Raw genomic sequence first — 23560 nt, forward strand, 5'->3', positions numbered from 1 at the left:
GTCATCTCTCCATGGCGGTGACTTTCCGCGACAGCGGACCGCGTTTATCGTTCGGGGCCTGCCGAGCACCATTCAGCGAAATCGGGGGCTCCATGTCACCGCTTTTACGGCTCGCCCTGGTGGCCATTCTCGCCGTTCCGTCGACGGTGGCTGGCGCGAATGCGGCCGGGGCGTCGGCGACGAAAACCGACGATCTCCAGCAGGACATCAGGACGGCCGTTCACGCGGTCAACCTGTTCTGGTCAGAGCACTGGTCGGATTATTTCCCCGGACGGTACACGCCGCCGCGCGTGGTGGGCTCGTACAACGGCCGGAGCGCCTACCGGCCGCGGTGTTCGGGGTACCTGGTGCTGCCCTACAACGCCTCCTACTGCACCACCCAGGACTTCATCGCCTGGGACATCAACCTCATGCGGATGAGCTACTCCTACGGCGACGGCCTGGTCTACCAGGTGATCTCGCACGAGTGGAGCCACGCGATCCAGAACCGCATGCCGTACCGGTATCTGGCGGCGCAGATCGAGCTGCAGGCCGACTGCCTGGGCGGGGCGGCGCTCGCGGGGGCGTCGAGGGACGGCACGCTGGTCTGGGAGCGGGGCGACAGCCAGGAGATCGCCGCGACGCTGCGCGCGATGTCAGGTGACACGCCGTGGACCAACCCCCGCGACCACGGCAGCGCGAGCGAGCGGATCGACGCGTTCAACACCGGCGTGCGCTACGGCGTGCGGGCGTGCCTGGCGTAGGCGGCTCACAGTTCGATCTTGTGCTCGCGGCCGGCCAGGATGCAGTAGTGCAGGGTCCTGCCGACGGTCCTGCCGGCCATGTCCGCGCGCCCTTCGGCCATCCAGGCCAGGCCTGCCCCGGCGAAGGCGCGGAGCGCGGCGTCGTCCGACGCGCCGACGCGGGTGAACATCTGGGCGGTCAGCAGGTAGTAGCGCTGGTCGGCGTTCACCCCGTCGCGCACCTGGGGGCTCGCGAACAGGCCGCGCGCGTAACGGCACGCGTCGAGCCACGCGACCGAGCCAGGCCTGACCGGCCGGCGGGCCGCCTGAGCGACCTGCGGCAGCCAGACGAACGGCGCCGGTGTCCCGATGCCCACGGTCGGCAGCCAGCTGCGCAGGACGGTGTAGCCGGTGGCCGCCGCGATCAGGATGGCCGGCACCGTCACGACCGCCACCAGAATGCGGCGGGCGCCGGCCCCGCGCGTCCGCGGAACCCCGGCGGACGTCCTGCGCAGGAGGCCGCCCACGGCCGCCAGCGCCAGGCCGGCGTAGAGCGTGTAGGTGACCAGATGGAGGTAGGAGTTGCCGAACGCCGGCGGGTCGAGCGCGCCGCCCGTGAAGCACCGGCCGGCCCCCTGCGGTCCGCAGCGCGCGACCGCGGTGTGGCCGTACAGCAGCAGGAGCATGGGCGCGCACGCCACGGGCAACGCCAGTCCCGCGTGGGCCACCCCCCACCAGACCCGTGACCGTCCGCCGACCATGACGCCGATGACCAGGCCGGACAGGGCGAGCAGGGCAGCGCCCGTCCCGACCAGCGCGTAGGCCGCGACGGCCAGCCGCTCCGGCGCCTGCCGCCCGGCGAGCATGGGGTGCAGGAGGAAACCGGCAGGCACCATGAGCGCGCAGGCCACGGCGGTCGGGAGCAGCGCGCGGACGAGGCGGGAGTACGGGCGGCGCAGCAGGACGGGAGCCGCGCCGTCGAGGTGCAGCGACTGCTCCCGCCTCGGTGCCGATCGCCTGCCGATCCCCGCGCCGACCAGGAAGGCGCAGGCGAGGGTGACGGCCGCCAGCTCCGGGACGAGCCTGGCCATGGCCACCAGCACCAGGACGAATACCGGCCAGGAGTCGCCGGCCTGCACGATCAGCGATGTGCCGTGGAACCACATGCCCAGCCAGGGGCCGATCACCAGCGCCGAGACGACCACGGAGACGAGGGTGATCCACCGCGGCCGGCGGGAGGTCGCCAGCCAGGCCGAGCAGCACGCCCTGGCCCAGCCCAGCAGGGCCCTGAACAGCAGCAGGACGACCAGCACGTGGACCAGCCCGAGCAGGGGGTCGTTCAGGACGATGGTCCAGATCCAGACGTCGGCTCGGATCGTGACCGGCAACTGGCCGGCGATCAGACCCGCCGTGAAGCTCACCGCCGCCCACCACAGCCGCGTCTTCGGCCCCTGCCCCGCGAGCCGCTCGCCGGTGGCCCGCCAGACGGCGACGACCACGATGCCCGCCACCAGGAACCCCAGCACGAGCCCCGGCAGGTGGTAGCGGACCTCGAGCGGGGCCTCGAAGTCCAGGAAGAAGACCGCGGCGACGACGGGGACGAAGCCGAGCCCGGCCAGCAGGCCCGCGGCGAACATCTCCCACTGGTTCAGGCGGAGCAGCCGTCCCGGCTCGTCGAGCACGTCACGGCGGTCCTCCGGACGGGGATGGCTGGTGAAGAAGCGGAACGGTCCCCGCAAGGGCGGGTCGGCGACCGTCTCGACGGCCGCGGCCATGCCCTCGCGCCGGTCGGGCGTGTCACCGGCCCGCACGTCGGCGTGGTGCTCGCGGGCGCGCAGCACCGCCGTACGGGCCAGCCAGAGCACCAGCGCGATGACCGGAATCACGACTCCGAGGAAGACCAGCCCCAGGGGCCGCCAGAGCGCCGTGAGAACGAGCGCGGGCAGGCAGGTCGCCAGCAGGAACGACCACCAGATCGCCACGGTGAAGTGGGCGATGCCGACGTCACGGTTGCGGATGTGGGCCAGCTCGTGGCGCAGCACCGCCTCCGCGACAGCGGGCCGGTCGGCGTGGGCCATGACCAGGCCCATGCTCAACGCGACCACATGGCGTCCCGGTAACCCGAAGGTGCGCCCGGTGATCCCGCCGCGCGCCGAGTCGACCACGAACCTGACCCGCCTGCCGGGCAGCTCCTGCGCGGCGACGATGGCCAACCTGCGGGTCAGCGCCTCGTGGCCGGCTCCCGTGCCGGCCTCGGCCAGCGGGACCGGGCGGCGGCGGCGCGCCCACACCGGGTGAACGGCGTAGAGCAGCACCGCCAGCAGCGCGGGAGCCAGGAGCGGAACGATCCTGAGGAGGCCCTCCCCCGCCATCACGGTCCTGGCGCAGCCGGCGTACTGCTCGACGAGGTGCCTCGGGTCATCGGACGACGCGGCCCCCGACCGCAGCGCCGACAGGCACGGCGCCTGCCGTACGTGCTCCGGCGCCCCGCTGACCGACCACCAGAGCTCGACGTGGAGGGTGCTGAGGTAGAGCGACGCGGCGAACGTCGCGGCGATGAGGATGAGGAAACGGGACGTCGTCGACGAGGGCAGCACGAACGGGTTCAGCCGGGGACCGGCCGCCGGTTCGCGCGCCGCCGTCACCTCTCTCCCGACAGGTGCCCGTAGGTGGCCTGGCGCAGGCGCAGCGCGACGGTCTTGTCCACCCCCAGCGCGAGCGCGATGTCCTCCACCGCCTGCGCCGTCTCCTTCGCCTGGGCGGGCTCGAAGACCGGGACGACGGTCGCGGGGGCGGCGATGGGTGCCGGGCGGGGCGGGAAAAGCTTGTTCCAGACCTTCGTGGAAACCTGCTTGGCGGTGCGTTCGACGGCCTGCGTGAGCGTGTTGGTGGCCGCGCCGGTCAGGACGGTCAGCACGATCGGGGTCACGAGCATCACCGCGTCGGCGGCCGAGAACCCGAGAAGATCGTCACCGCCGCCCCGGAAAGCCGTGCGCGGATTCCTCCGGGTGGCCGCGGCGATGACGGAATAATATTCCGCTTCTTTGGGCGCGACTTCGGCGACAATGGCACGGGCCACGTCGTCCAGGCGCCGAATGGATCCGCTTTCCGATTCTGCCGCCATGGTCACCCCTCACCGAATTGGTTGGCCGGAGTCACCGCATGGTAGCGGCCTTTTTCGCGGGAAAACAGATGGCGAAATTCCGGCTGGAATCATTTGCGGCGCGGGTCAGGACCACAAGTGTTTTCTGATTTCGACTGGTATGATCAACCATGTCCGGCTTACCCGTCTGAGGGCCTCCGCGCGGCGTCTCCCGTGCGACGGTGGCGCGGGGTCGCCGGCGGCGCGTCCCGGGCATGGGTGATGAGCCCGGACAATTCTCTGGTGAACATCAGACAGGGCACGGCGGCCGACACCGAGGCTGTCGCCGCGCTGCACACCAGGAGCTGGCGGACCGCCTACACCGGGATCCTCCCCCAGGACTACCTCGACGGCCCGCTCGCCGACCGGCAGGCCGTCCTCTGGCGCGAGCGGCTGGCCGGCGGCCACACCGGGCACCTGCTGGTCGCTGACGGCGGCGACGGCGTGGCGGGGTTCGCCTACCTCATACCCGAGGGTGAGCGGGTCCTGCTGGACAACCTCCACGTCGAGCCCGGGCTCAAGCGCTCCGGCATCGGCGGCGTGCTGCTGCGCCACGCGCGCGACCACGCCGGATCACGCGAGCTCTACCTGGAGGTCCTCAAGCGGAACACCGCCGCCATCGCCTTCTACGAACGCCACGGCGGCATCAGGGCCAGGGAGTTCGTGGAACGCTTCCCCGAGGGCTTCGAGGTGGACGTGCTCGAGTACTACTGGAGCGGGATGCGCAGCGACACCGTCCCCCGCAGGTCGAGCCACGCCTCCTGAGGCCCCCGGACCAGGCGCAGCACCACCTCCTCGCAGCCGGGGCAGCGCGCGACCAGGCCCGGCCCCGCGTCGTAGACCCGCAGGGCGGCGACCGGGCCGCGCAGGCCACAGGCGGCGCAGCGGCCGACGGCCGCGGTGACGTCCACGGCGAAGATCTCGCCCAGCGGTCCTGCCAGGGCGTTGCCGTCGAGGTGCATGTCAGCCTCCAAAGCGCTCGGTCCTGACCCGGGCGGGATCGTGGCCGAGGTCGAGCAGCAGGTCGGCGACGGCCTCGACGAAACCGGTCGGTCCGCACACGAACACGTCGGGGCCCGGCCCCGGCAGGTCCTGCTTGCCGATCCTGCGGCGCGGCTCGACCCGCGTGTACAGGTGGGTGACGGTCAGGCCAGGCTCGGCCCGGTCGAGCTCGGCGCCGTAGTAGCGGTCGGCCGAGGTGCGGACGGAGTAGACCAGCTGGAAGGGCGTCGTGCTGCCTGCCGTACGGCGGGCTCTGATCATGGCCATCAGCGGCACGATGCCGGAGCCGCCCGCGACCAGCAGCACGGGCGCGCTGTCGGGACGCCACACGAACCAGCCGCCGACGGGACCGCGCAGCTCGATCTCGTCGCCGACGGCCAGCTCCTCCACCAGGTACGGCGAGACCTCGCCGTCGGGCAGGCCCTCCACGGTGAGCTCGACGCCGCCGGGGGTGGCCAGCGAGTAGCTGCGCTGGGCCGTGTAGCCGTCGGGCGCCGTCAGCCGTATGTCGACGTGCTGGCCCGGCAGGTGGCCCGGCCAGTCCGCCACGTCGAAGACCAGCGTGCGCGCCGTCGGGGTCTCGGCACGCGCGGCGGCCAGCCGGGCGCGGCGCCATCTGATCGCCGGCACGTGACCGCCTAGTCGCCCTCGTAGCGCTGCTCGCGCCACGGGTCGCCGTAGTTGTGGTAGCCGGCCGTCTCCCAGAAGCCCGGCCAGTCCTCGTTCATGAGCCTGATGCCGCGCACCCACTTGGCCGACTTCCAGAAGTACAGGTGCGGGACGAGCAGCCGGGCGGGGCCGCCGTGCCGGGGCTCCAGGTCCTCGTCGTCGAAGCGGTGAACGATCCACGCCTTGCCGTCGAGCAGGTCCTCCAGCGGCAGGTTGGTGGTGTAGCCGCCGTAGGAGTAGATCAGCGCGTACTCCGCCACCGTCTCCACGTCCTCGAACAGCACGTCGAGGGAGACCCCCTGCCAGCCGGTGTCGAACTTCGACCACTTGGTGACGCAGTGGATGTCGACGGTGGGCCTCTCCTGGGGCAGCGCCATCAGCTCCTGCCATGTCCACCGGTGGGTCCGCTCGGCCTCGGTGTCGATCGCGAACTCCCACTGGTCGAGCGGGATCCGCGGTGTCGGACCGGCGGACAGCACCGGAAAGTCGTGCACCTGGTACTGGCCGGGCGGCAGCCGGCCGTGGTCGTCCCGGGGCCGGCCGCGGAAGCCGCGCGAAATGATACCCATAGCCCGATATCTACCCCTATGGGCGGTCAACGACATCGCATGAATGTGTGAGGTTCACGTGACGGCGTAGCCGGCGACCGAAGGCCAGCGGACCGTCATGACCACCGACTCCTCCTCCGCCACCCAGGAGTGGTCGACCCCGACGTCCTCGCTGTGCCGTACCTCGCCCTCGGGTTTGAAGTGCCCCAGCAGCCAGCCGCGGTCACCGAGGGCGTCGGCGGCGGCGTTGCCGACATGGATGCGCTCCGTCACGAGCGGCGACGCTAACACGGCTGCGGGTAGGCTGCGCGCGTGATACGCAGAGCCACCATTCAGGACGTCCCCGCCATCATCGACATGATTCGCGAACTGGCCGACTACGAGAAGTCGCTCCACGAAGTGCGCGTCACCCCCGAGCAGCTCGAAAGCGCTCTCTTCGCGCCCGACCCGGCGCTGCACGCGCACGTGGCCGAACAGGACGGCCGGCTGGTCGGCTACGCGCTGTGGTTCCTGAACTTCTCCACCTGGCGCGGCACCCACGGCATCTACCTGGAGGACCTGTACGTCCGGCCCGAGGCCAGAGGCGGCGGCCACGGCAAGGCGCTGATGGCCGAGCTGTCCAGGATCTGCGTGGAGCGCGGCTACCACCGCCTGGAGTGGTCGGTCCTCGACTGGAACGAGCCGTCGATCGCCTTCTACAAGTCGATGGGGGCGATCCCCATGGACGAGTGGACCGTGTACCGGCTGACCGACGAGCCGCTGAGGAGGACCGCCGGCAGCTGAGTAAGCTGGCCTGACGTGCGAGACATCACTGTTTTCAGCGGCAGCGCCCACCCCGAGCTGGCCGCGGAGATCTGCGCCCACCTCGGCGCCCCCCTGCACCCCGTCCGCCTCCACCGCTTCGCCAACGACTGTCTCGAGGTGCAGCTCCAGGCCAACTGCCGCGAGCGAGACGTCTTCATCATCCAGCCCCTCGTGCCGCCCGTGCAGGAGCACCTCGTCGAGCTGCTCCTCATGCTCGACGCCGCCCGCGGCGCGTCGGCGGCCCGTACCACCGTCGTGATGCCGCACTACGCCTACGCCCGTTCCGACAAGAAGGACGCGCCCCGCATCTCCATCGGCGGCCGCCTGGTCGCCGACCTGATGGTCACGGCGGGCGCCGACAGGGTGCTCGCCATGACCCTGCACTCGCCGCAGGTGCACGGCTTCTTCAGCGTGCCCGTCGACCACCTCCACGCGCTGCGCGAGCTGGCCGCGCACTTCCAGCAGTACGACCTGACCAACACCGTCGTCGTCTCCCCCGACCTCGGCAACGCCAAGGAGGCCGCCGCCTTCGCCCGGCTGCTGGGCGTCGAGGTGGCCATGGGCGCCAAGCAGCGTTTCAGCGACGACAAGGTGTCGATCAGCTCGGTGATCGGCGACGTGCGCGGCAAGGACGTCATCGTCCTCGACGACGAGATCGCCCGCGGCACCACCGTGGTCGAGCTGCTCGACCGGCTGCGCGAGCGCGAGGTCAACTCGGTCAGGATCGCCTGCACGCACGGCCTGTTCGCGGCGGGCGCCGTCGAGCGTCTCAGCGACCAGCCGGAGGTGCTGGAGATCGTGTGCACCAACACCGTGCCGGTCCCGGACGTGAAGCCGGAGGGCAAGCTCCGCGTGCTGTCGATCGCCCCCGCCCTCGCGGAGGCGATGCGCCGCATCCACGAGGGCGAATCCGTCTCCGCCCTGTTCGGGTGATCTTCCGGTACGGCAAGCCGGCTCAAGGCCACCGGGGTCACCGGTGGCCGCCCGTCCATCACGCGTACTCCAGCAGGACTTCGCCTCCCGCCGTCACGCCGTATCGCGCGCCCGTGGACTGTGCGCCCCTGCCGGCTCAGCCCAGTGTCCGGGCCAGCCTGGTGAGCCCCGCGACGATCCGCGCCGGAGTGAGGCCCCTGACCTCCCGCTGGTAGGCGTAGACGTCGGGGGCCAGCGGCGCGAGCAACGCGTCGACCAGCGCGTCCGCCTCCGGCAGGTCGCCCAGCAGTGACCGCACGTGGACGCGCCAGAACCCGTAGGCACCGGTCTCGAACCGGGAGCGTCCCACCTCCGCGCCCAGTACCAGGGGCGCGTGCTCCTCCAGCAGATCGACCATCGCGGCGTAGAACGCCGCCAGCCGTTCGGCGGCCGGAGCGCCGGGACCGAGCGGGGGGTCCCCGCGGATCAGCTTCTCCTGCAGGGCCCGCTCGTGTTCGTCGAGCAGCGCCGTCGCGATCGACGCCCGGTCCGGATAGCGCCGGTAGAGCGTGCCCCTTCCCACTCCTGCGGCCTTCGCGATGTCGTCCATCGTGACGTTCGCCGCGCCCTTGGTCCTGAACAGGCCGGCGGCTGCCTCCAGGATCCTCGCGCGGTTGCGGGCGGCGTCTGCTCGTTCCATGTGGACAGTCTGTCCGCTTATGCGGTACGGTCGCAACCGGACACGCTGTCCACTTATTGAGGAGCTCATCATGAACCTGTTGCACCTGGACGCGAGCGCCAGACGGGCCTCCTTCTCCCGCGAGCTGTCGAAGATCTACGCCGACACCTGGCGTACGGCCCACCCCGACGGCGGCTACGTCTACCGGGACCTGGCCGCCTCACCCGTCCCGCACATCGACGAGGCCTGGACCGAGCTGTGCGACTACGTGCTCGCCAACGAGATCACCGACATCGGGCGGTACCGCGAGGCCGTCCGGACGCCCGCGCAGCAGCGGGCATGGGACACCCTGGAACCGCTGCTGGACGAGGTCGTGGCGGCGGACGTGATCCTCATCGGCACGCCGATGTACAACTACTCGATCCCGTCGGCGTTGAAGGCGTGGCTGGACCAGATCACGTTCCCGAAGATGTCGCTCAAGGGACGGTCGTTCGTGGTGACCACCGCACGCGGCGGCGCGTACGGCCCCGGAACGCCCCGCGAGCCCGTCGACCACCAGGAGCGCTACCTGCGGCACTTCTTCGAGGGCCACTTCGCGGTCACCGACGTGCGGTTCATCAACGCCGAACTGGTCAACTCGCTGATCGACCCCCGGCTCGCGTCCCTGCGCGCCGCGCACGAGGAGTCGGTGGAAAAGGCACGGAAGGAGGCGGCCCGATGAACTGGGCCATCCTGGCACTGGCAGGGCTCGTCGAGGTCGCGTGGTCGCAGAGCATCAAGCCGACCCAGAACTTCACCCGTCCGGTGCCGACCGTGATCTCCCTGGTGCTGATGGCGGCGGCGGTGTGGCTGCTGTCGAAGGCGATGGACACGCTTCCGGTGGGCACGGCTTACGCGGTGTTCACCGGCATCGGCGCGGTGGGGGCGATCACGCTGGGGATCGTGCTGAACGACGACCCGGTGAGCGTGGGACGGCTGGCCGCCCTGGGCCTGATCGTCGGCGGCATCGTCCTCGCCCGCGTCACCAGCTGACCTCTTCCTGGTTCTCCCCGTGGCAGGTCCACGGCGCGAAGCCGCTCGACCCGCACCCTCGGACAGCCTGGAAGGTTCAGCACGTCCCGCGAAACCAGGGGCCGGCACAACCTCGCGAATCCGGCGGGCCCGGCGAAAACCCCCTCCGGGGATTTGTCGGGGCCCCTGAGTAGGATCGCGACGTGGCTGATATCAGGGAGCTGTATCTGACGGCTGCGGCCTCGGCGGTCGCGTTGCTGCGAGACCCGGTGGTCGCGGCGGCCTGGGGCAAGCCGAGCGCCCTCACCGAGTTCAGCGTGGCCGGCCTGGCAGGCCATCTCGCCCAGCAGATCTTCAGGGTCGAGGCGGCGCTCGGCGCTGACGTGGCCCATCCGGTCATCCCCCTCAAGGAGCACTACGCCCGCTCCGCGTGGGTCACGGCCGGCCTCGGGCACGAGTCCAACGTCAGCATCAGGCGCGGCGGCGAGGACGCGGCAGCCGAGGGGCCCGACGCGCTGGTCGCGCGTGCCCAGGCGAGCCTCGACCAGCTCTCGGCGGCCCTGCGTGACGAGTCAGGAGACCGGACACTCGGGCTGCCGTGGGCGCAGTGGTCCCTGACGCTCGACGACTTCCTGCTCACCAGGCTCATGGAGATCGTCGTCCACTCCGACGACCTGGCGGCGAGCGTCGGCGTCCCGACCCCCGAACTGCCCGAGGACGTCATCGATCCGGTGGTCGACCTGCTGGCACGGCTGGCCGTACACCGGCACGGCCCGACGGCCGTGATCCGCGCGCTGAGCAGGGCCGAGCGGGCACCGGCCACGATAAGCGCCTTCTGACCACGAGCCGCCGCCGGTCAGGGCCCGCCGCTCATCAACCGCCGGCCCAGGATCACGAGGCATCGCCGGCCGAAGCGGAAGCCAGGAAGACCCCGGACTCTCGCCGGTCAGGAGCCGTTGTTGATCAGGCTCATCGCCTCGGCCACGTCACGGGCGCTGGGGGCCGTGTCCGGGTCGACCAGCCACTGCATCAGCAGTCCCGACAGCATCGCCTGGTAGAAGGAGCCGAGCACGCGCGCCCGTTCAGGCTCGACCGCCGGGTCGATCCGGCTGAAGACCTCGGCCAGCCCGAGCCTCGCGGCGTGCAGTCCGGCCGAGAGGTGTTGGCGCATGTCGGGCAGGTGGTCGATCTGTCCGACGATCTCGAACTGGGTGACCCACAGCGGCCTGAGCTCCTCGAAGGAGTCGATGACGCGCCGCCACGCCGTCTCGAAGCGTTGCATCGGGGTGGCGTCGGGGTCGGTCTCGCCGGTCAGGGCGGCCTCCAGCGAGTCGCCCCACTCCTTCATCGACTCGAACAGCGCCTCGTTGAGCAGCGCCTCCTTCGACCCGAAGTGGTAGCCGATCGCGGCCAGGCTCACCCCGGCCGCGTTGGCGATGTCGCGTGCGGTGGTGCGGGTGTAGCCCTTCTCGATCAGACAGCGCTTCGCCCCGGCCAGCAGGTCCTCGCGATTCTTTCCCATTCGGCGAATTTAGCACAATCGTCTTAGACGTTCATCCAAACCATGGATGATCGCCTCGAGTCCCAGCTCGAACGCCGCCATGGCCCGGCCGGGATGGGCGTCCTTCAGTGCCACCGACAGCAGGGGCACCGGCTGCTCCGACGGATCGATCATGACATTCGGAGCGGCCAGGTCAAGCGCCGAGCCGATCGCGAACGACTCGATCGCGGTGAACACCGCCACCACCTGGTCGCTCGGCCAGCCCGCGCGCTCGAGGAGGGTGACCGCCTTCTCGTACATCTCCAGCGTCCGCGCCGACCTGATCGTGGTCGTGGACAGCAGCTTGGCGGTGTTGGGGTGGCGGGCGAAGGCGGCCAGATAGGACTTCGCCCAGACGGACAGCGCCTCCTGCCAGGGCTGGCCGTCCAGGGCGGAGACGTCCATCTCGGCCACGACGAGGTCGCGGATGCCCTCGACGATCTCCTCCCTGCCGGCCACGTGGTTGTAGAGCGAAGCCGCCTGCACGCCCAGCCGCCGGGCCAGCCGCGTGACGGTCAGCGCCTCGGAGCCTTCCTCGTCCACGAGCGCCAGCGCCTCGGCGACGATGCCGTCCCTGCTGAGGATCGGCCGCCTCGGTCTTCCCATTTCGCATCCCTTCGAGTACCGTCCCACCAACAAACTAACGCCTTTAGTTTCGGAGGTGGCCATGCCTCTGTCCCGTGACGCCATCGGCACCGCTGACCTGGTCTTCTTCGTCGTCGCGGCGGCCGCGCCGCTCACCGTCATGGCCGGCGTCGCCCCGCTCGCCATCGGCATCGGCGGCGTCGCCGCCCCGCTCGGCTACCTGCTGTCCGGTGTCGTCGTCGGCCTGTTCGCGGCCGGGTTCACGGCCATGAGCGGGCACGTGCGCAACGCGGGCGCCTTCTACGCCTACATCGGCAGAGGCCTCGGCAAGGCGACGGGCCTCGGCTCGGCGTACGTCGCCGTCATCTCCTACAACCTCATCGGCATCGGCCTGATGGCCGCCTTCGGCGTCTTCGCCGCCTCGACCATGGCCGACGTCTTCGGCATGAACGTGCCATGGCAGATCTGGACCCTGCTGTGCGTCGCCGCGGTCGGCGTGCTCGGCTACCTGAAGATCACGTTGAGCGCCAAGGTGCTGGGCGTCGCCCTCGCGCTGGAGGTGCTGATCCTGCTGGTGTTCGAGGCGGCGGTGCTGGTCGACGGCGGAGGGCTCTCGCTGCGGCCCTTCAACCCCGGCGAGCTGCTGAACGGCGGCGCGGGCGGCATGTTCGTGCTGTCCATCGGCGCCTTCATCGGTTTCGAGGCGACCGCGATCTACGCCGAGGAGGCCCGCGACCCGCAGCGGACCGTGCCCCGCGCGACCTACGCCGCCGTCGCCTTCCTCGCGCTCTTCTACACCTTCACCGTCTGGATGATCATCAACGCGTTCGGCGCGGACAAGGCCGTCGCCGTGGCCAACGGCGAGGGCGGCGCCGACATGGTCTTCACCGCCACGGCCTCCTTCGCGGGGAAGTGGGCGGCGGACGCGATGCACCTGCTGATCGTGACGAGCTGCTTCGCCGCCGCACTGGCCTTCCACAACGCCTCCACCCGCTACTTCTTCGCGCTCGGCCGGGAGGGCGTGCTGCCCAAGCCGCTGGCCAGGATCTCGGAGCACAACGGCTCGCCGTACGTGGCGGTGATCACGCAGGTCGTCCTCTCGGCGGTCGTCATCCTGGCGGGCATTCTCGCGGGCTCCGACCCCTACACCGTGATCTTCCTCTGGACGAACGGGACCGGCATCATCGGGGTGATGGTGCTGCAGGCGCTCGCCGCGCTCTCCGTCGTCGCGTTCTTCTGGAAGGACCGGCGTGGCTACGGCGCGGGCCGGGTGCTGGCCGCGCCGCTGTCGGCGTTCGTCCTGCTCGCGGTGATCATCGTGCTCGTGGTGACCAACTTCGAGCTCATCACCGGCGCGACCGGCACCGTGAACGCCCTGCTCATCCTGCCCGTCCCGCTCGTCTTCGCGCTGGGGGCGCTGCTCGCGCTGCGCATCCGCCGCCGCGATCCCGCCCGCTACGTCGTGCTCACCACGGAGGAAGCCACTCGTGCCTGACCTGCTCTTCACTAACGGCACCATCTGGACCGGTTCCGGCTACGTCGAGGAGCTGGCCGTGTCCGGCGGGCGGATCGCGGACCCGGCCCCGGACGGCGCGGCGGCGGATGTGACGGTGATCGACCTGGAGGGCGGCTTCCTCATGCCGTCCTTCGGCGACGGGCACGCCCATCCGCTGTTCGGCGGGCTGGAGGCGCAGGGGCCGCAGATCAAGGACAAGGCCACCGTGGAGGAGATCGTCGCCGAGGTCGCCCGCTACGCGGCCGAGAACCCCGCGCTGGAGTGGATCGTCGGCGGCAGCTACGACCCCTCCATCGTGAAGGGCGGCGAGTTCGACGCCCGCTGGCTGGACGCGGCGGTGCCCGACCGGCCCGTGGTGCTGCGCGCCTACGACTACCACACGGTGTGGTGCAACACCGCGGCGCTGGAGCGCGCGGGCATCGGCCCCTCGACGCCCGACCCGCGGCTCGGCTGGATCGTGCGCCGCCACGACGGCAGCCCGCTCGGGACGCTCAGGGAGTGGCACGCCTGCGACCTGGTGCTCGACCTCGTGCCCGCCAAGTCGCTCGACGAGCTGGTCGAGGGCCTGGCCGAGGCGAGCGGGGCGATGGCCGCCGCGGGGATCACCTGGGTGCAGGACGCGTGGGTCGAGCCGTACATGGTGGAGGCCTACCTGGAGGCCGCGCGGCGCGGACGGCTCGGCTTCCGCGCCAACCTGGGCTTCCGCGCCGACCCCGACACCTGGACCGCCCAGCGCGCGCGCTTCTCCGCGCTGCGCGCCGAGGTCGACGCTCGATCCGTGGCCGCGGGCGAGCAGCCCTCCCCCGTACGGCACGCCGGGTCGAGCCCCCCGCGGTCACCGCTGACCGCCCGTCCGGACACGCCACTCCAGCAGGACTCCGGTCCCCGCCGTCACGCCGCCCCGGCGAAACTCGTGACCGCGAACACCGTCAAGTTCTTCGCCGACGGCGTCATCGAGGGCGGCACCGCGGCGATGCTGGAGCCGTACGTCGACGCGCCGCACTCCTGCGGCATGCCCGTCTGGGAGCCGGCCGCGCTGGCCGAGGCGGTGGCCGCCTTCGACGCCGACGGCTTCCAGGTGCACATCCACGCGATCGGCGACAGCGGCGTCAGGGCCGCGCTCGACGCGATCGAGCGGGCCGTACGGGACAACCCCGCGTGGGACCGCCGCCCCGTCATCGCCCACACGCAGCTCGTCGCCCCCGACGACCTGCCGCGCTTCGCCGAGCTGGGCGTCATCGCCAACTTCGAGCCGCTGTGGGCCCAGCTCGACCCGCTGCAGACCGAGCTGACGGTGCCCAGGCTCGGCCCCGACCGGGCGGACCTGCAGTACCCGATGGAGACGTTGCGCGCCCTGGGCACGGCGCTGTCGTTCGGCAGCGACTGGCCGGTCAGCTCGCAGGAGCCCCTGCTCGGCGTCCAGATCGCGACGACACGGCAGACCGTGGACGGCACGCCGGCCTGGACGCCCGGCGAGCGGCTCTCCCTGGAGGACGCGCTGCACGCCTACACCGCGGGGGTGGCCTACCAGGCGTTCGCCGAGGCCGACCGCGGCACGCTGGAGCCGGGGAAGGCGGCCGACCTGGTGTGGCTGTCGGCCGACCCGCGCCGGGTGGACCCGCTGGAGCTGCGCCGCATCGAGGTCCGCGGCACCTGGCTGGAGGGCACGCCCACCTTCTGACCGCCCGCCGCGAGCCGGCGCGGGTTCCGGAAGCGCCAGGCCCCGAGGGATACGGCCGCCCGGCCGGCGCGGGTTCCGGGAGGGCCGGGGTCCCGAGGGATACGGCCGCCCGGCCGGCGCGGGTTCCGGGAGGGAGGGCTGGGGTCCTAGAGCAGCATGTCGACGTAGACGAGGTTGACGATGACGTGGATGAGGATGATCACCCAGATGTTGCGGTAGCGCGCCCACAGGTAGCCCTGCATCAGGCCGAACATCCCCTGCGCCGCCACGATGGAGGCGACCCCGACGCCGACGGCCGCCGGGTCGATGTGGCTGACGTGCATCGCGGCGAACAGCAGCGCGGTGGCGAGCACGGCGGGCGGCGTGCCGTACAGGGCCTCGAGTCTGGTCTGCAGCCACGCCCGGTAGAAGATCTCCTCCAGCACGCTCGCCGTCAGCAGGGTGATGAGCGAGCCGACGGCGAGCGTGACGGGGTCCGGCAGCTGCTGCGTCAGCGGCGGCGACAGCGGGCTGACCTCCGCCAGCAGGAACCACGCGGCGAACGCGGGCAGCGGCGCCAGCCAGGTCACGGGCGCCGGGATCGACCTCGCGACCGGCCCTCGGCCCCTGATCAGCCGGAAGCCGACCAGTGGCACCACCAGCAGAAGGAGGATCTTGGCGACGGGGTACAGCAGGCCGCGGCCGGCGAGCGCGACCGCGACGGGGAAGGCGAGCGCCGCCGCCAGCAGCAGCCAGGTCTCCTTCACCAGCCGGGGCCGCGGCAGTCCGGCCAGCGGCCGCGGTACGGCCGTGCGCGGCGCGACGAGCGCGGCCAGGACGATCGCGGCCAGGGGTGGCAGCAGCGCCGCCCACAGCGAGACGCCCGTGGCGCCGGGGTCGGCCGACTGGCGGATCACGGTGGTGCCGGTGAGGATCAGCGACGCGTAGGCCACGACGAACACCGCCAGGCCCGCCCCCGTCAGGAAGCCGGTTCTCGACATGGGTTTCATGATTGACCCGTTGCCGGCCCTTTTCCTCCTGCGGGGGAATCAGTCCGATGTCATCCTTTGTATTGACAGTCGGGCGCCATCGAGCGATCCCGGGCCCTCGTCGGGGTCACCCGAGGGCGACCTCGTCCGACACCGGCCTGTTGGCGAAGTGGCAGGCGGCCTGCGCCTCCGGTACGGCCGGCAGCACCCGCAGCGCTTCCGACCTGCACCTGCCGTCCACCCCCGCCGAGGCCGCCGCGCCCGACGCCAGCACCTGGCAGCGGGCGTGGAAGCGGCACCCGCCGGGGATGCGCGTGGGGTCCGGTGGCTCGCCCGTCAGCACCACCCGTTCGGGCGACTCGGGCAGCACCGACAGCAGCGCCTGCGTGTAGGGGTGCTTCGGCTCCTTCAGCACCTCCTCGACGGGGCCGGACTCGACGATCCTGCCGAGGTACATCACCGCGACGCGGTCGGCGATGTTCCACGCCAGGCCGAGGTCGTGGGTGACGACCAGCGCGGAGAGGCCGAGGTCGGCGCGCAGCTTGAGGAGCAGCGCGAGGATCTCGCCGCGGACGCTGGCGTCGAGCGAGGCGACCGGCTCGTCGGCGACCAGCAGGCGGGGGTTCAGCGCGAGCGCCCCGGCGATGACCACGCGCTGGCGCTGGCCGCCCGACAGCTCGTGCGGGTAGCGGAGGAAGAACCGCTCGGGGGGCCGCAGGCCCGCTCTGGCCAGCGCCTCGGCGACGACCTGCGACTCGTCGGGCAGCCCGTGGATGCGCGGGCCCTCGGCGACCGCCTCGTAGACGGTGTGGCGGGGGTTCAGCGAGCCGGTGGGGTCCTGGAGGACGAGCTGGGCCTCGCGGCGGTAGGCCTTGAGCGCCTTGGTGGTGTAGGTGAGGGGCCGCCCGCCGTACAGGACGGTGCCTTCGGTGGGGCGCTCGAGGCCGAGCAGGGTGCGGGCGAGCGTGGTCTTGCCGCAGCCCGACTCGCCGACCAGGGCGACGATCTCGCCCTCGCCGACGGCCAGGTTGACGCCGTCGACGGCGCGGGCGCGCCGGCCCCGCGAGGTGAACTCCACGCGCAGGTCCCGCGCTTCGAGGAGCGTCGTGGTCATGAGATCTCCTTGCCGCCGCTGGAGGCGACTTTCTCCTCGGTACCGTCCTCGCCGGAGGCTGACGCGTCCTCCCCAGAGGGGGACGGGTCCTCGCCGGAGGGGGACGGGTCCTCCCCGGCAGCCGCCGCCTCCGCTGAAGCGGACGCCGCCGCCCCGGAGGGGGACGCGCTCGCGGTCAGGTCGGGGCGGACTCGGACGCAGGCGGCGGTGTGCGGGGCCGCCTCGGTGCCGTCCGCCGGCCACAGCTCGACGTCCAGCGTCGAGCAGATGTCCAGCGCGACCGGGCAGCGCGGATGGAACGCGCACCCCGAGGGCAGGTCCATCGGGTCGGGCGGATCGCCGCCGAGCCCCTTGGGCGCCATGCGGGAGGCGGGGTCGCCGACGGTCGGGAACGCCGCGGCCAGCGCCTTGCTGTAGGGGTGCCGGGCCGCGTGGAACACCTCGTGCGCGGGGCCGTTCTCGACCAGCCGTCCCGCGTACATGACGGCCAGCCGGTCGCACATGTCGGCCAGGACCGACAGGTCGTGGGAGATCATCACCAGGGAGATGCCGTGCGTGGCGATGAGGTCCTTGATCAGTGTGAGGACCTGGGCCTGGACCATCACGTCCAGCGCCGTCGTCGGCTCGTCAGCGATGATCAGGCGCGGCGAGCACGCCAGCGCCATCGCGATCATCACCCGCTGCCGCTGTCCTCCCGACAGCTCGTGCGGGTAGCTGCGGGCCCGCCACGCGGGCAGCCCCACCTGCTCCAGCAGCTCGGCCACCCGCGTACGCGCCTGGGACGGCTGGGCCACGCCGTGCACCAGCAGCGGCTCGGCGATCTGCTCGCCGATGCGCCGCACGGGGTTGAGCCCGTGCTGCGCGCCCTGGAACACGATGGAGGCCTCGGCCCAGCGCATCGCGCGCAGCCGTCCCCACTTCATGGACAGCACGTCCTCGCCGTCGAGCAGGATCCTGCCGTCGACGCGGGCGTCGCGCGGCAGCAGCCGCAGCAGCGCCATGGCCAGCGTCGACTTGCCGGACCCCGACTCGCCCGCGATCCCCAGCGCCTCGCCGGGCGCCAGCGACAGCGTCACGCCGCGGACGGCGGGCACCTGCCCAGAGGCGATGGAGTACGTCACCGAGACGTCCTCGAGTGACAACACGTTCATCGGCTGACCCCCCGGAGGCGTGGGTTGAGCACGGCCTCCATCGCCCGCCCGCACAGCGTGAACGCCAGCACGACCGCGACGATGCAGAGGCCGGGAGCGAGGATGTACCACCAGGCGCCCGCCGTGGCCGCGCCCCAGTCGTAGGATCCGCGCAGCAGCTGGCCCCACGACGCCTTGCCGGAGTCGGCGCCGAGGAAGGCGAGCGTCGACTCGGCGACGATCGCGCTGGCCACCTGCAGGGTGGTGTTGGCCAGGACGAGCGGGGCGACGTTCGGCAGCACGTGGCGGCTCATCACGTGCCAGTGTCCTGCGCCGAGCGCGCGCGACCTCTCGATGTACGGCCTGGCCTCGACGGCCAGCGTCTGGGCCCTGATCAGCCGGGCCGTGGAGGCCCACGAGGTGACGCCGATCGCCAGGATGATCGTGGAGGTGCTGCCGCCGAGGATGGCCGAGAGCACCAGCGCGAGCACCAGCGAGGGCAGCACGAGGAACCAGTCGGTGATCCGCATCAGCGCCGCGGAGGCCCAGCCCCTGAAGTGGCCCGCCGCGATGCCGACGATCGTGCCGATCACCATGCTGAGCAGCGCGGACATGAATCCGATGAGCAGCGAGACGCGCGAGCCCCACAGGACCATCAGCAGGATCGAGCGTCCCGACTCGTCGGTGCCGAGCGGGAAGTCGAGGCTCGGCGGGGCCATCTTGGCGCCGGTCGCCTTCGTGACGTCCATGCCGGTGGGGTCGGTGACCAGGGGTGTGACCAGCGCGAGCACGACGAAGACCGCCAGGACGACGGCCCCGACCACGCCCGCCCGCTGCCGGCGGTACTGCTGCCAGAACCGGGTCAGCGACGCGCGCCTGCGCGCCCACGTCACGGCGCTCATGCCGACCTCACCCTCGGGTCAAGAACGTGGTAGGCCACGTCGGCCAGCGTGTTCATGATGATCACGGCGACGCAGACGACCATGAACGTGCCCTGCATGACCGCGAAGTCGGGCCCCTTGATCGCCTCGTAGAACAGCAGGCCGAGGCCGGGCCAGGAGTAGACGGTCTCGACGGAGACGGCGCCGCCGACCACGAACCCGATGTGGATGAAGACGAGCGTCACCGTCGGCAGCAGCGCGTTCGGTACGGCGTGCCGCCGCCGTACCAGGTCGTCGCGCAGCCCCTTGGCGCGCGCGGTGGTCACGTAGTCCTGGCCGATCTCGTCGAGCAGCGACGAGCGCATGACCAGCAGGTACTGCGCGTAGACGACGGCGACCAGCGTGAGGCACGGCAGCACCATGTGGTGGGCGACGTCGAGCACGTAGCCGAAGCCGTCGGGAGCGTCGACGCTCTCCATGCCGCGCGTGGGGAACAGGCCGGGGATCGGGCCGATGCCCGCGCCGAGGACCATGAGCAGCAGCAGGCCGAGCCAGAAGGTCGGCACCGACCACAGCACGAGCGAGGCGCCCGTGGAGAAGCGGTCGAGGCGGCCACCGTGGTTCCACGCGGCGCGGGTGCCCTGCCACAGGCCGAGGCCCACCGCGATGAGCAGGCCGACGCCGGTCAGCAGCAGCGTGGGGCCGAACCGCTCGCCGATGAGGTCCGTCACCGGCCGCTTGTACTCGTAGGAGGTGCCGAGGTCGAACTGCAGGGTGCGCAGCACGAAGTCGGCGAACTGCTGCATGAGCGGCTTGTCCAGGCCCATCTGCCGGCGCAGCAGCTCGATCTGGTCGGGGCTGAGCGGTACGTCGCGCGTGTAGGCGATGACCGGGTCGCCGGGGATCAGGCGGAACAGGAAGAACGTCGCGACGATCACCATCGCGATGCTGAGCAGCGCCCCGCCGAGCTTGGTCAGGGCGTATCTGAGCGTGCCCCGGGAGGTGGGGCGGTCCTCGCCGGGACCCGCCGCCGCCTGGACGGCGGCGGGTTCGGTTTCGAGCGGGGTGGCCATTACTCGCGGTCGTCCGACGTGGTCTTGCGCCGCCTGGACAGCAGGAAGCCGCCGGCGCCGAGGACCACCACGGCCGCCGCCGCGATGCCGATGATCAGGCCGGTGTTGGAGCCGCCGCCGGCGCCGCCCGAGCCGCCGGCGGGCGCGGCCTTGGCGTCGAGGGTGACCATCGGGTAGCCGCTGACACCGCCGTACAGGATGCCCTCACCCTGCTTGTCGGCCGGGACCGGGGTGATGCTGGTGATCCTGTCCTTGCGGTACAGCTCGAGGTTGTTCGGGTAGTAGAGCGCGATGACCGGCGCGTCGGTGTAGAGGCGACGCTGCATCTGCTTGATCATGTCGGCCCGCTTGGCGGTGTCGAGCTCCTTGAGCTGCGACTGGTACAGCCCCTCGTACTCCTTGTCGCAGTAGAAGGACTCGGTGCCGCCGCCCTCGCCCGAGGGGGTGGGCCGCCTGCTGCACAGGTGCGTGGCCAGGACCTCTTCGGGGTCGGGGTTGACCGACCAGCCGCTGATCGCGATGTCGAACAGGGCGGTGCTGCCGGTCTCCTCGGTGAACTTGTTGGAGTCGAGCTTGCGGGTGGTCAGCGTGATGCCGATCTCCTTGAACCACCCGGTGAGGAACTGGGCGAGCTTGTCCTCGGTCGGGGTGTCGGTGTGGATGCTGAAGCGCATCTCCAGCTTCCGCTTGCCGTCGGGCATCGTGCGGACGCCGTCGGCGCCCTTCTTGTACCCGGCCTCGTCGAGGATCTGGTTGGCCTTGGCCAGGTCGAAGGTGACCTTCTCCTCGCCCTCGGCCTGCCAGAAGAAGTTGGTGTACATCGGGGGCACGATCGAACCGTCGGCCGGCACCGCCAGGCCGTTCTGGACCTGGTCGACGAGGGTCTTCTTGTCGATCGCGTAGTGGATGGCCTGGCGGACCTTCGGGTCCTTCAGCGCCGGGTGGCCGTCACCGACCGGCTTGTCGTCGGAGGTGGTGGCGCCGTGGTTGATCTGCAGGTACGCGGCGCGGCGGCCGGGGGTGTTCCACTGCATGATGTTCGGGTCACCGGCGCCCGCCTCGAACTGCGGCGCGGCCAGGCGGCCGATCAGGTCGATGTCGCCCTTCTTGAGGCCCGCGATGGCGGCCTCGGGGTTCTCGTAGAAGATGACCTGCAGCTCGTCGATCTTGGGCTTGCCCTGCCAGTAGTTCGGGTTCGCCTTGAGCTTGACGTAGCTGTCCTTCTTGTGCTCGATCGGGATGTACGCGCCGTTGGTGACCGCGGGGTAGACCTCGTTCTCGAACGTGGCCATGTCGCCGACCTTCTCCCAGACGTGCTTGGGCACGATCGGGATCGGGTTCGACAGCATCGACGCCTGCGGCGCCTTGGTCTTGATGACCAGGGTCCGGTCGTCGGTCGCGGTGACGGAGGCGAAGTTCTCCACGGCCGGGCCGTTGCCGGTCTTGGCCGCGTCATCCGTCATGATCTTGTTGAAGGTCCACGCCGCGTCGTGGGCGGTGACCGGCTGGCCGTCCGACCACTTGGTGTCGCGGATCTTGAAGGTCCAGGTGAGCCCGTCGTCGGAGGACTCCCACGACTCCGCCAGGTCGGGGCTGGGCTGCAGGGTCTTGGGGTCGGGCGTGGTGAGGAACAGGTACGTCCACCGCTGGAGCTGGCCCGCGATCAGCCGTACCGCGAGGAAGGGGTTCATCGAGTCGACCGACTGGATGGAACCGATCCTGACCGTCTTCTTGCCCGTCGTAGCCGGATCTGCCTGGGCGGCGGTGACCGGCGCCGCCAGTGCTAGAGCCACCCCGAGCGCCGCCAGGCGCGCGAGCCATTTACCCATTGGTGCCTCACTCTCAGGCAGGGGGGAGACCTGTTGTAGAGAAAGGCACACCATCCCAACATCACGTGTCAACGAGAGTCGGAAAATTGTTTCACTCTCGTTTCCATTCGCGGTGTTATTTTTCACCCGGTCTCGGTGACCTGACCCCCGTCCACCCGCAGCCGCCGGTCCACCCGTACGGCGTCGAGCATCCTGCGGTCGTGGGTGACCAGCAGCAGCGTGCCGGGGTAGCCGGCGAGCGCCGACTCCAGCTGCTCGATCGCCGGCAGGTCGAGATGGTTGGTCGGCTCGTCGAGCACCAGCAGGTTGACCCCTCTGGCCTGCAGCAGGGCCAGCGCGGCACGGGTCCGCTCACCCGGTGACAGCGTGTCGGCGGGCCGGAGCACGTGGTCGGCCTTCAGCCCGAACTTGGCCAGCAGCGTGCGCACCTCGCCGGGCGGCATCTCGTCGGAGAACGACTCGACCAGCGGCGCCGACCCCTCGAAGAGCCTGCGGGCCTGGTCGACCTCGCCGACCACGACGCCGGGGCCGAGCGCCGCGTGGCCGGCGTCGAGCGCCAGCCTGCCGAGCATGGCACCGAGCAGGGTCGTCTTGCCCGAGCCGTTCGCGCCGGTGATCGCCACCCGTTCGGCCCAGCCGATCTCCAGATCGATCGGGCCGAGCGTGAAGGCGCCCCGCCTGACCACGGCACCGCGCATCGTGGCCACCACCGCGCCCGCGCGCGGAGCCGCCGCGATCTCCATCCGGAGCTCCCACTCCTTGCGCGGCTCCTCGACGACCTCCAGCCGCTCGATCATCTTGTCGGTCTGCCGGGCCTTGGCGGCCTGCTTCTCCGTGGTCTCGACGCGGGCGTTGCGGCCGATCTTGTCGTTGTCCCGCTGCTTCCTGCGGGCGTTCTTGACGCCCTTCTCCATCCAGGCACGCTGGGTGCGGGCGCGCAGCTCCAGCTCGGAGCGCGTCTCGGCGTACTCCTCGTAGCGCTCGCGGGCGTGCCTGCGGGCGACCTCGCGCTCGTCCAGGTAGGCCTGGTAGCCGCCGCCGTACAGGTGGACCTGCTGCTGGGCCAGGTCGAGCTCCAGCACCGAGGTGACCGTCCTGGCCAGGAACTCGCGGTCGTGGCTGACCACCACGGTGCCCGCCCGCAGCCCCTTCACGAACGCCTCGAGCCGGTCGAGCCCGTCGAGGTCGAGGTCGTTGGTCGGCTCGTCGAGCAGGAACAGGTCGTAGCGGCTGAGCAGCAGCGAAGCCAGCCCCGCGCGGGCGGCCTGGCCGCCGGACAGCGACGTCATCGGCTGTTCGAGGTCGATCGCGAGCCCGAGGTCGGCCGCCACCTCGTCCGCGCGCTCCTCCAGGTCCGCGCCGCCGAGCGACAGCCAGCGCTCCAGCGCGACGCTGTAGGCGTCGTCGGCGCCGGGGCGCGACTCCACCAGGGCCTGCGTGGCGGCGTCGAGATCGGCCTGCGCCTTCGTGACCCCGGTACGGCGGGCGAGGAAGCGCCGCACCGTCTCGTCCTGGCGCCGCTCCGGCTCCTGGGGAAGGTGGCCGACCACCGCCGTGGGCGGACTGAGCCGGATCGAACCGCTCTCCGGCTGGTCGATCGCGGCGAGGAGACGGAGCAGCGTCGACTTGCCCGCGCCGTTGGCTCCCACGAGCCCGATGACGTCGCCGGGGGCGACCACGAGATCCAGCCCGGAGAACAGGACCCGATCGCCGTGGCCGGCGGCGAGACCTTTCGCGACAAGTGTTGCGCTCAT

The 23560-nt window shown here is 71.2% G+C and carries 25 protein-coding genes; 9 read left to right on the forward strand and 16 right to left on the reverse strand.

Annotated elements, in window-relative coordinates; translation table 11 throughout:
* Window positions 1-92 precede the first annotated feature (92 nt).
* A complete protein-coding gene (locus ACWDLG_RS01130) occupies window positions 93-743 on the forward strand; it encodes a neutral zinc metallopeptidase (protein ID WP_449914612.1) in 651 nt (216 codons plus the stop codon).
* Between the two features lie 5 nt (window positions 744-748).
* Here ACWDLG_RS01130 and ACWDLG_RS01135 read toward each other — a convergent pair whose 3' ends face one another.
* The gene (locus ACWDLG_RS01135) at window positions 749-3367 is read right to left on the reverse strand and encodes a M48 family metalloprotease (RefSeq protein WP_449914615.1); all 2619 of its coding nucleotides are present in this window, start codon (window positions 3365-3367) and stop codon (window positions 749-751) included.
* Window positions 3364-3846 (reverse strand): hypothetical protein, encoded by a 483-nt coding sequence (locus ACWDLG_RS01140; protein WP_354919776.1) that lies wholly within the window; start codon window positions 3844-3846, stop codon window positions 3364-3366. The genes ACWDLG_RS01135 and ACWDLG_RS01140 overlap by 4 nt, the downstream gene beginning before the upstream one ends.
* A gap of 261 nt (window positions 3847-4107) precedes the next feature.
* Here ACWDLG_RS01140 and ACWDLG_RS01145 point away from each other — a divergent pair, with 261 nt between their 5' ends.
* Entirely contained in the window at window positions 4108-4629 is a 522-nt protein-coding gene (locus ACWDLG_RS01145; RefSeq protein WP_449914617.1) for an N-acetyltransferase family protein, read from the forward strand.
* Here the strand turns inward: ACWDLG_RS01145 and ACWDLG_RS01150 are convergent.
* Genes ACWDLG_RS01150 through ACWDLG_RS01165 form a run of 4 tightly spaced genes read right to left on the reverse strand, consistent with a single transcriptional unit; the run spans window position 4572 to window position 6356 of the window.
* Entirely contained in the window at window positions 4572-4826 is a 255-nt protein-coding gene (locus tag ACWDLG_RS01150) for a DUF6510 family protein (RefSeq protein WP_354919771.1), read from the reverse strand. The two genes, ACWDLG_RS01145 and ACWDLG_RS01150, sit on opposite strands and share 58 nt — an antisense overlap.
* A gap of 1 nt (window position 4827) precedes the next feature.
* Window positions 4828-5496, reverse strand: coding sequence for a ferredoxin reductase (locus ACWDLG_RS01155; RefSeq protein ID WP_449914620.1), 669 nt, complete (start codon window positions 5494-5496; stop codon window positions 4828-4830).
* Between the two features lie 8 nt (window positions 5497-5504).
* Entirely contained in the window at window positions 5505-6104 is a 600-nt protein-coding gene (locus ACWDLG_RS01160) for a sulfite oxidase-like oxidoreductase (RefSeq protein WP_449914623.1), read from the reverse strand.
* A gap of 54 nt (window positions 6105-6158) precedes the next feature.
* The gene (locus ACWDLG_RS01165; protein ID WP_449914626.1) at window positions 6159-6356 is read right to left on the reverse strand and encodes a hypothetical protein; all 198 of its coding nucleotides are present in this window, start codon (window positions 6354-6356) and stop codon (window positions 6159-6161) included.
* Between the two features lie 39 nt (window positions 6357-6395).
* Between ACWDLG_RS01165 and ACWDLG_RS01170 the strand changes: the two genes are divergently transcribed.
* Both ACWDLG_RS01170 and ACWDLG_RS01175 read left to right on the forward strand, forming a co-directional pair.
* Entirely contained in the window at window positions 6396-6866 is a 471-nt protein-coding gene (locus ACWDLG_RS01170) for an N-acetyltransferase family protein (protein ID WP_449914628.1), read from the forward strand.
* Between the two features lie 15 nt (window positions 6867-6881).
* Window positions 6882-7820 (forward strand): ribose-phosphate diphosphokinase, encoded by a 939-nt coding sequence (locus ACWDLG_RS01175; protein ID WP_354919757.1) that lies wholly within the window; start codon window positions 6882-6884, stop codon window positions 7818-7820.
* A gap of 136 nt (window positions 7821-7956) precedes the next feature.
* On the opposite strand, the gene ACWDLG_RS01180 is transcribed toward ACWDLG_RS01175, so the two are convergent.
* Complete coding sequence (locus tag ACWDLG_RS01180) at window positions 7957-8499, reverse strand: TetR/AcrR family transcriptional regulator (RefSeq protein WP_449914630.1); 543 nt, start codon at window positions 8497-8499, stop codon at window positions 7957-7959.
* 70 nt (window positions 8500-8569) lie between these two features.
* On the opposite strand from ACWDLG_RS01180, the gene ACWDLG_RS01185 reads away from it, so the two are divergent.
* The 3 genes from ACWDLG_RS01185 to ACWDLG_RS01195 all read left to right on the forward strand — a co-directional run bounded on the left by ACWDLG_RS01185 (window position 8570) and on the right by ACWDLG_RS01195 (window position 10328).
* The gene (locus ACWDLG_RS01185) at window positions 8570-9199 is read left to right on the forward strand and encodes an FMN-dependent NADH-azoreductase (RefSeq protein ID WP_449914632.1); all 630 of its coding nucleotides are present in this window, start codon (window positions 8570-8572) and stop codon (window positions 9197-9199) included.
* On the forward strand, window positions 9196-9510 hold the full coding sequence (locus tag ACWDLG_RS01190) for a DMT family transporter (protein ID WP_449914633.1): 315 nt from the start codon (window positions 9196-9198) through the stop codon (window positions 9508-9510). The genes ACWDLG_RS01185 and ACWDLG_RS01190 overlap by 4 nt, the downstream gene beginning before the upstream one ends.
* A gap of 182 nt (window positions 9511-9692) precedes the next feature.
* Window positions 9693-10328 (forward strand): maleylpyruvate isomerase N-terminal domain-containing protein, encoded by a 636-nt coding sequence (locus ACWDLG_RS01195; RefSeq protein WP_354919745.1) that lies wholly within the window; start codon window positions 9693-9695, stop codon window positions 10326-10328.
* 107 nt (window positions 10329-10435) lie between these two features.
* Here the strand turns inward: ACWDLG_RS01195 and ACWDLG_RS01200 are convergent, their stop codons facing one another.
* On the reverse strand, window positions 10436-11011 hold the full coding sequence (locus ACWDLG_RS01200; RefSeq protein ID WP_449914636.1) for a TetR/AcrR family transcriptional regulator: 576 nt from the start codon (window positions 11009-11011) through the stop codon (window positions 10436-10438).
* A 9-nt stretch (window positions 11012-11020) separates the two neighbouring features.
* A complete protein-coding gene (locus ACWDLG_RS01205; protein WP_449914639.1) occupies window positions 11021-11635 on the reverse strand; it encodes a TetR/AcrR family transcriptional regulator C-terminal domain-containing protein in 615 nt (204 codons plus the stop codon).
* Window positions 11636-11696: 61 nt separating this feature from the next.
* Between ACWDLG_RS01205 and ACWDLG_RS01210 the strand changes: the two genes are divergently transcribed.
* Together ACWDLG_RS01210 and ACWDLG_RS01215 are read left to right on the forward strand one after the other, a co-directional pair.
* Window positions 11697-13109 (forward strand): APC family permease, encoded by a 1413-nt coding sequence (locus ACWDLG_RS01210; protein WP_449914641.1) that lies wholly within the window; start codon window positions 11697-11699, stop codon window positions 13107-13109.
* Window positions 13102-14811 carry an amidohydrolase gene (locus ACWDLG_RS01215; RefSeq protein WP_449914643.1) on the forward strand — a complete coding sequence of 570 codons (1710 nt, stop codon included), beginning with the start codon at window positions 13102-13104 and terminating at the stop codon, window positions 14809-14811. The genes ACWDLG_RS01210 and ACWDLG_RS01215 overlap by 8 nt, the downstream gene beginning before the upstream one ends.
* Before the next feature lie 146 nt (window positions 14812-14957).
* Here the strand turns inward: ACWDLG_RS01215 and ACWDLG_RS01220 are convergent, their stop codons facing one another.
* From ACWDLG_RS01220 to ACWDLG_RS01250, 7 genes are all read right to left on the reverse strand, one after another.
* Window positions 14958-15791: a CPBP family intramembrane glutamic endopeptidase gene (locus ACWDLG_RS01220; protein ID WP_449914645.1), complete on the reverse strand. Its 834-nt coding sequence runs from the start codon at window positions 15789-15791 to the stop codon at window positions 14958-14960.
* Window positions 15792-15906: 115 nt separating this feature from the next.
* Window positions 15907-16893, reverse strand: coding sequence for an ABC transporter ATP-binding protein (locus ACWDLG_RS01225; RefSeq protein WP_449914647.1), 987 nt, complete (start codon window positions 16891-16893; stop codon window positions 15907-15909).
* Window positions 16890-18044, reverse strand: coding sequence for an ABC transporter ATP-binding protein (locus tag ACWDLG_RS01230; RefSeq protein WP_449914649.1), 1155 nt, complete (start codon window positions 18042-18044; stop codon window positions 16890-16892). The genes ACWDLG_RS01225 and ACWDLG_RS01230 overlap by 4 nt, the downstream gene beginning before the upstream one ends.
* Window positions 18041-18925: an ABC transporter permease gene (locus ACWDLG_RS01235; protein ID WP_449914652.1), complete on the reverse strand. Its 885-nt coding sequence runs from the start codon at window positions 18923-18925 to the stop codon at window positions 18041-18043. The genes ACWDLG_RS01230 and ACWDLG_RS01235 overlap by 4 nt, the downstream gene beginning before the upstream one ends.
* Window positions 18922-19977, reverse strand: coding sequence for an ABC transporter permease (locus ACWDLG_RS01240; RefSeq protein ID WP_354919722.1), 1056 nt, complete (start codon window positions 19975-19977; stop codon window positions 18922-18924). Before ACWDLG_RS01240 ends, ACWDLG_RS01235 begins: the two co-directional genes overlap by 4 nt.
* On the reverse strand, window positions 19977-21806 hold the full coding sequence (locus tag ACWDLG_RS01245) for an ABC transporter substrate-binding protein (RefSeq protein WP_449914655.1): 1830 nt from the start codon (window positions 21804-21806) through the stop codon (window positions 19977-19979). Before ACWDLG_RS01245 ends, ACWDLG_RS01240 begins: the two co-directional genes overlap by 1 nt.
* A 122-nt stretch (window positions 21807-21928) precedes the next feature.
* Window positions 21929-23560 (reverse strand): ABC-F family ATP-binding cassette domain-containing protein, encoded by a 1632-nt coding sequence (locus ACWDLG_RS01250; RefSeq protein WP_449914656.1) that lies wholly within the window; start codon window positions 23558-23560, stop codon window positions 21929-21931.

This window comes from Nonomuraea sp. NPDC003727, assembly GCF_053586935.1.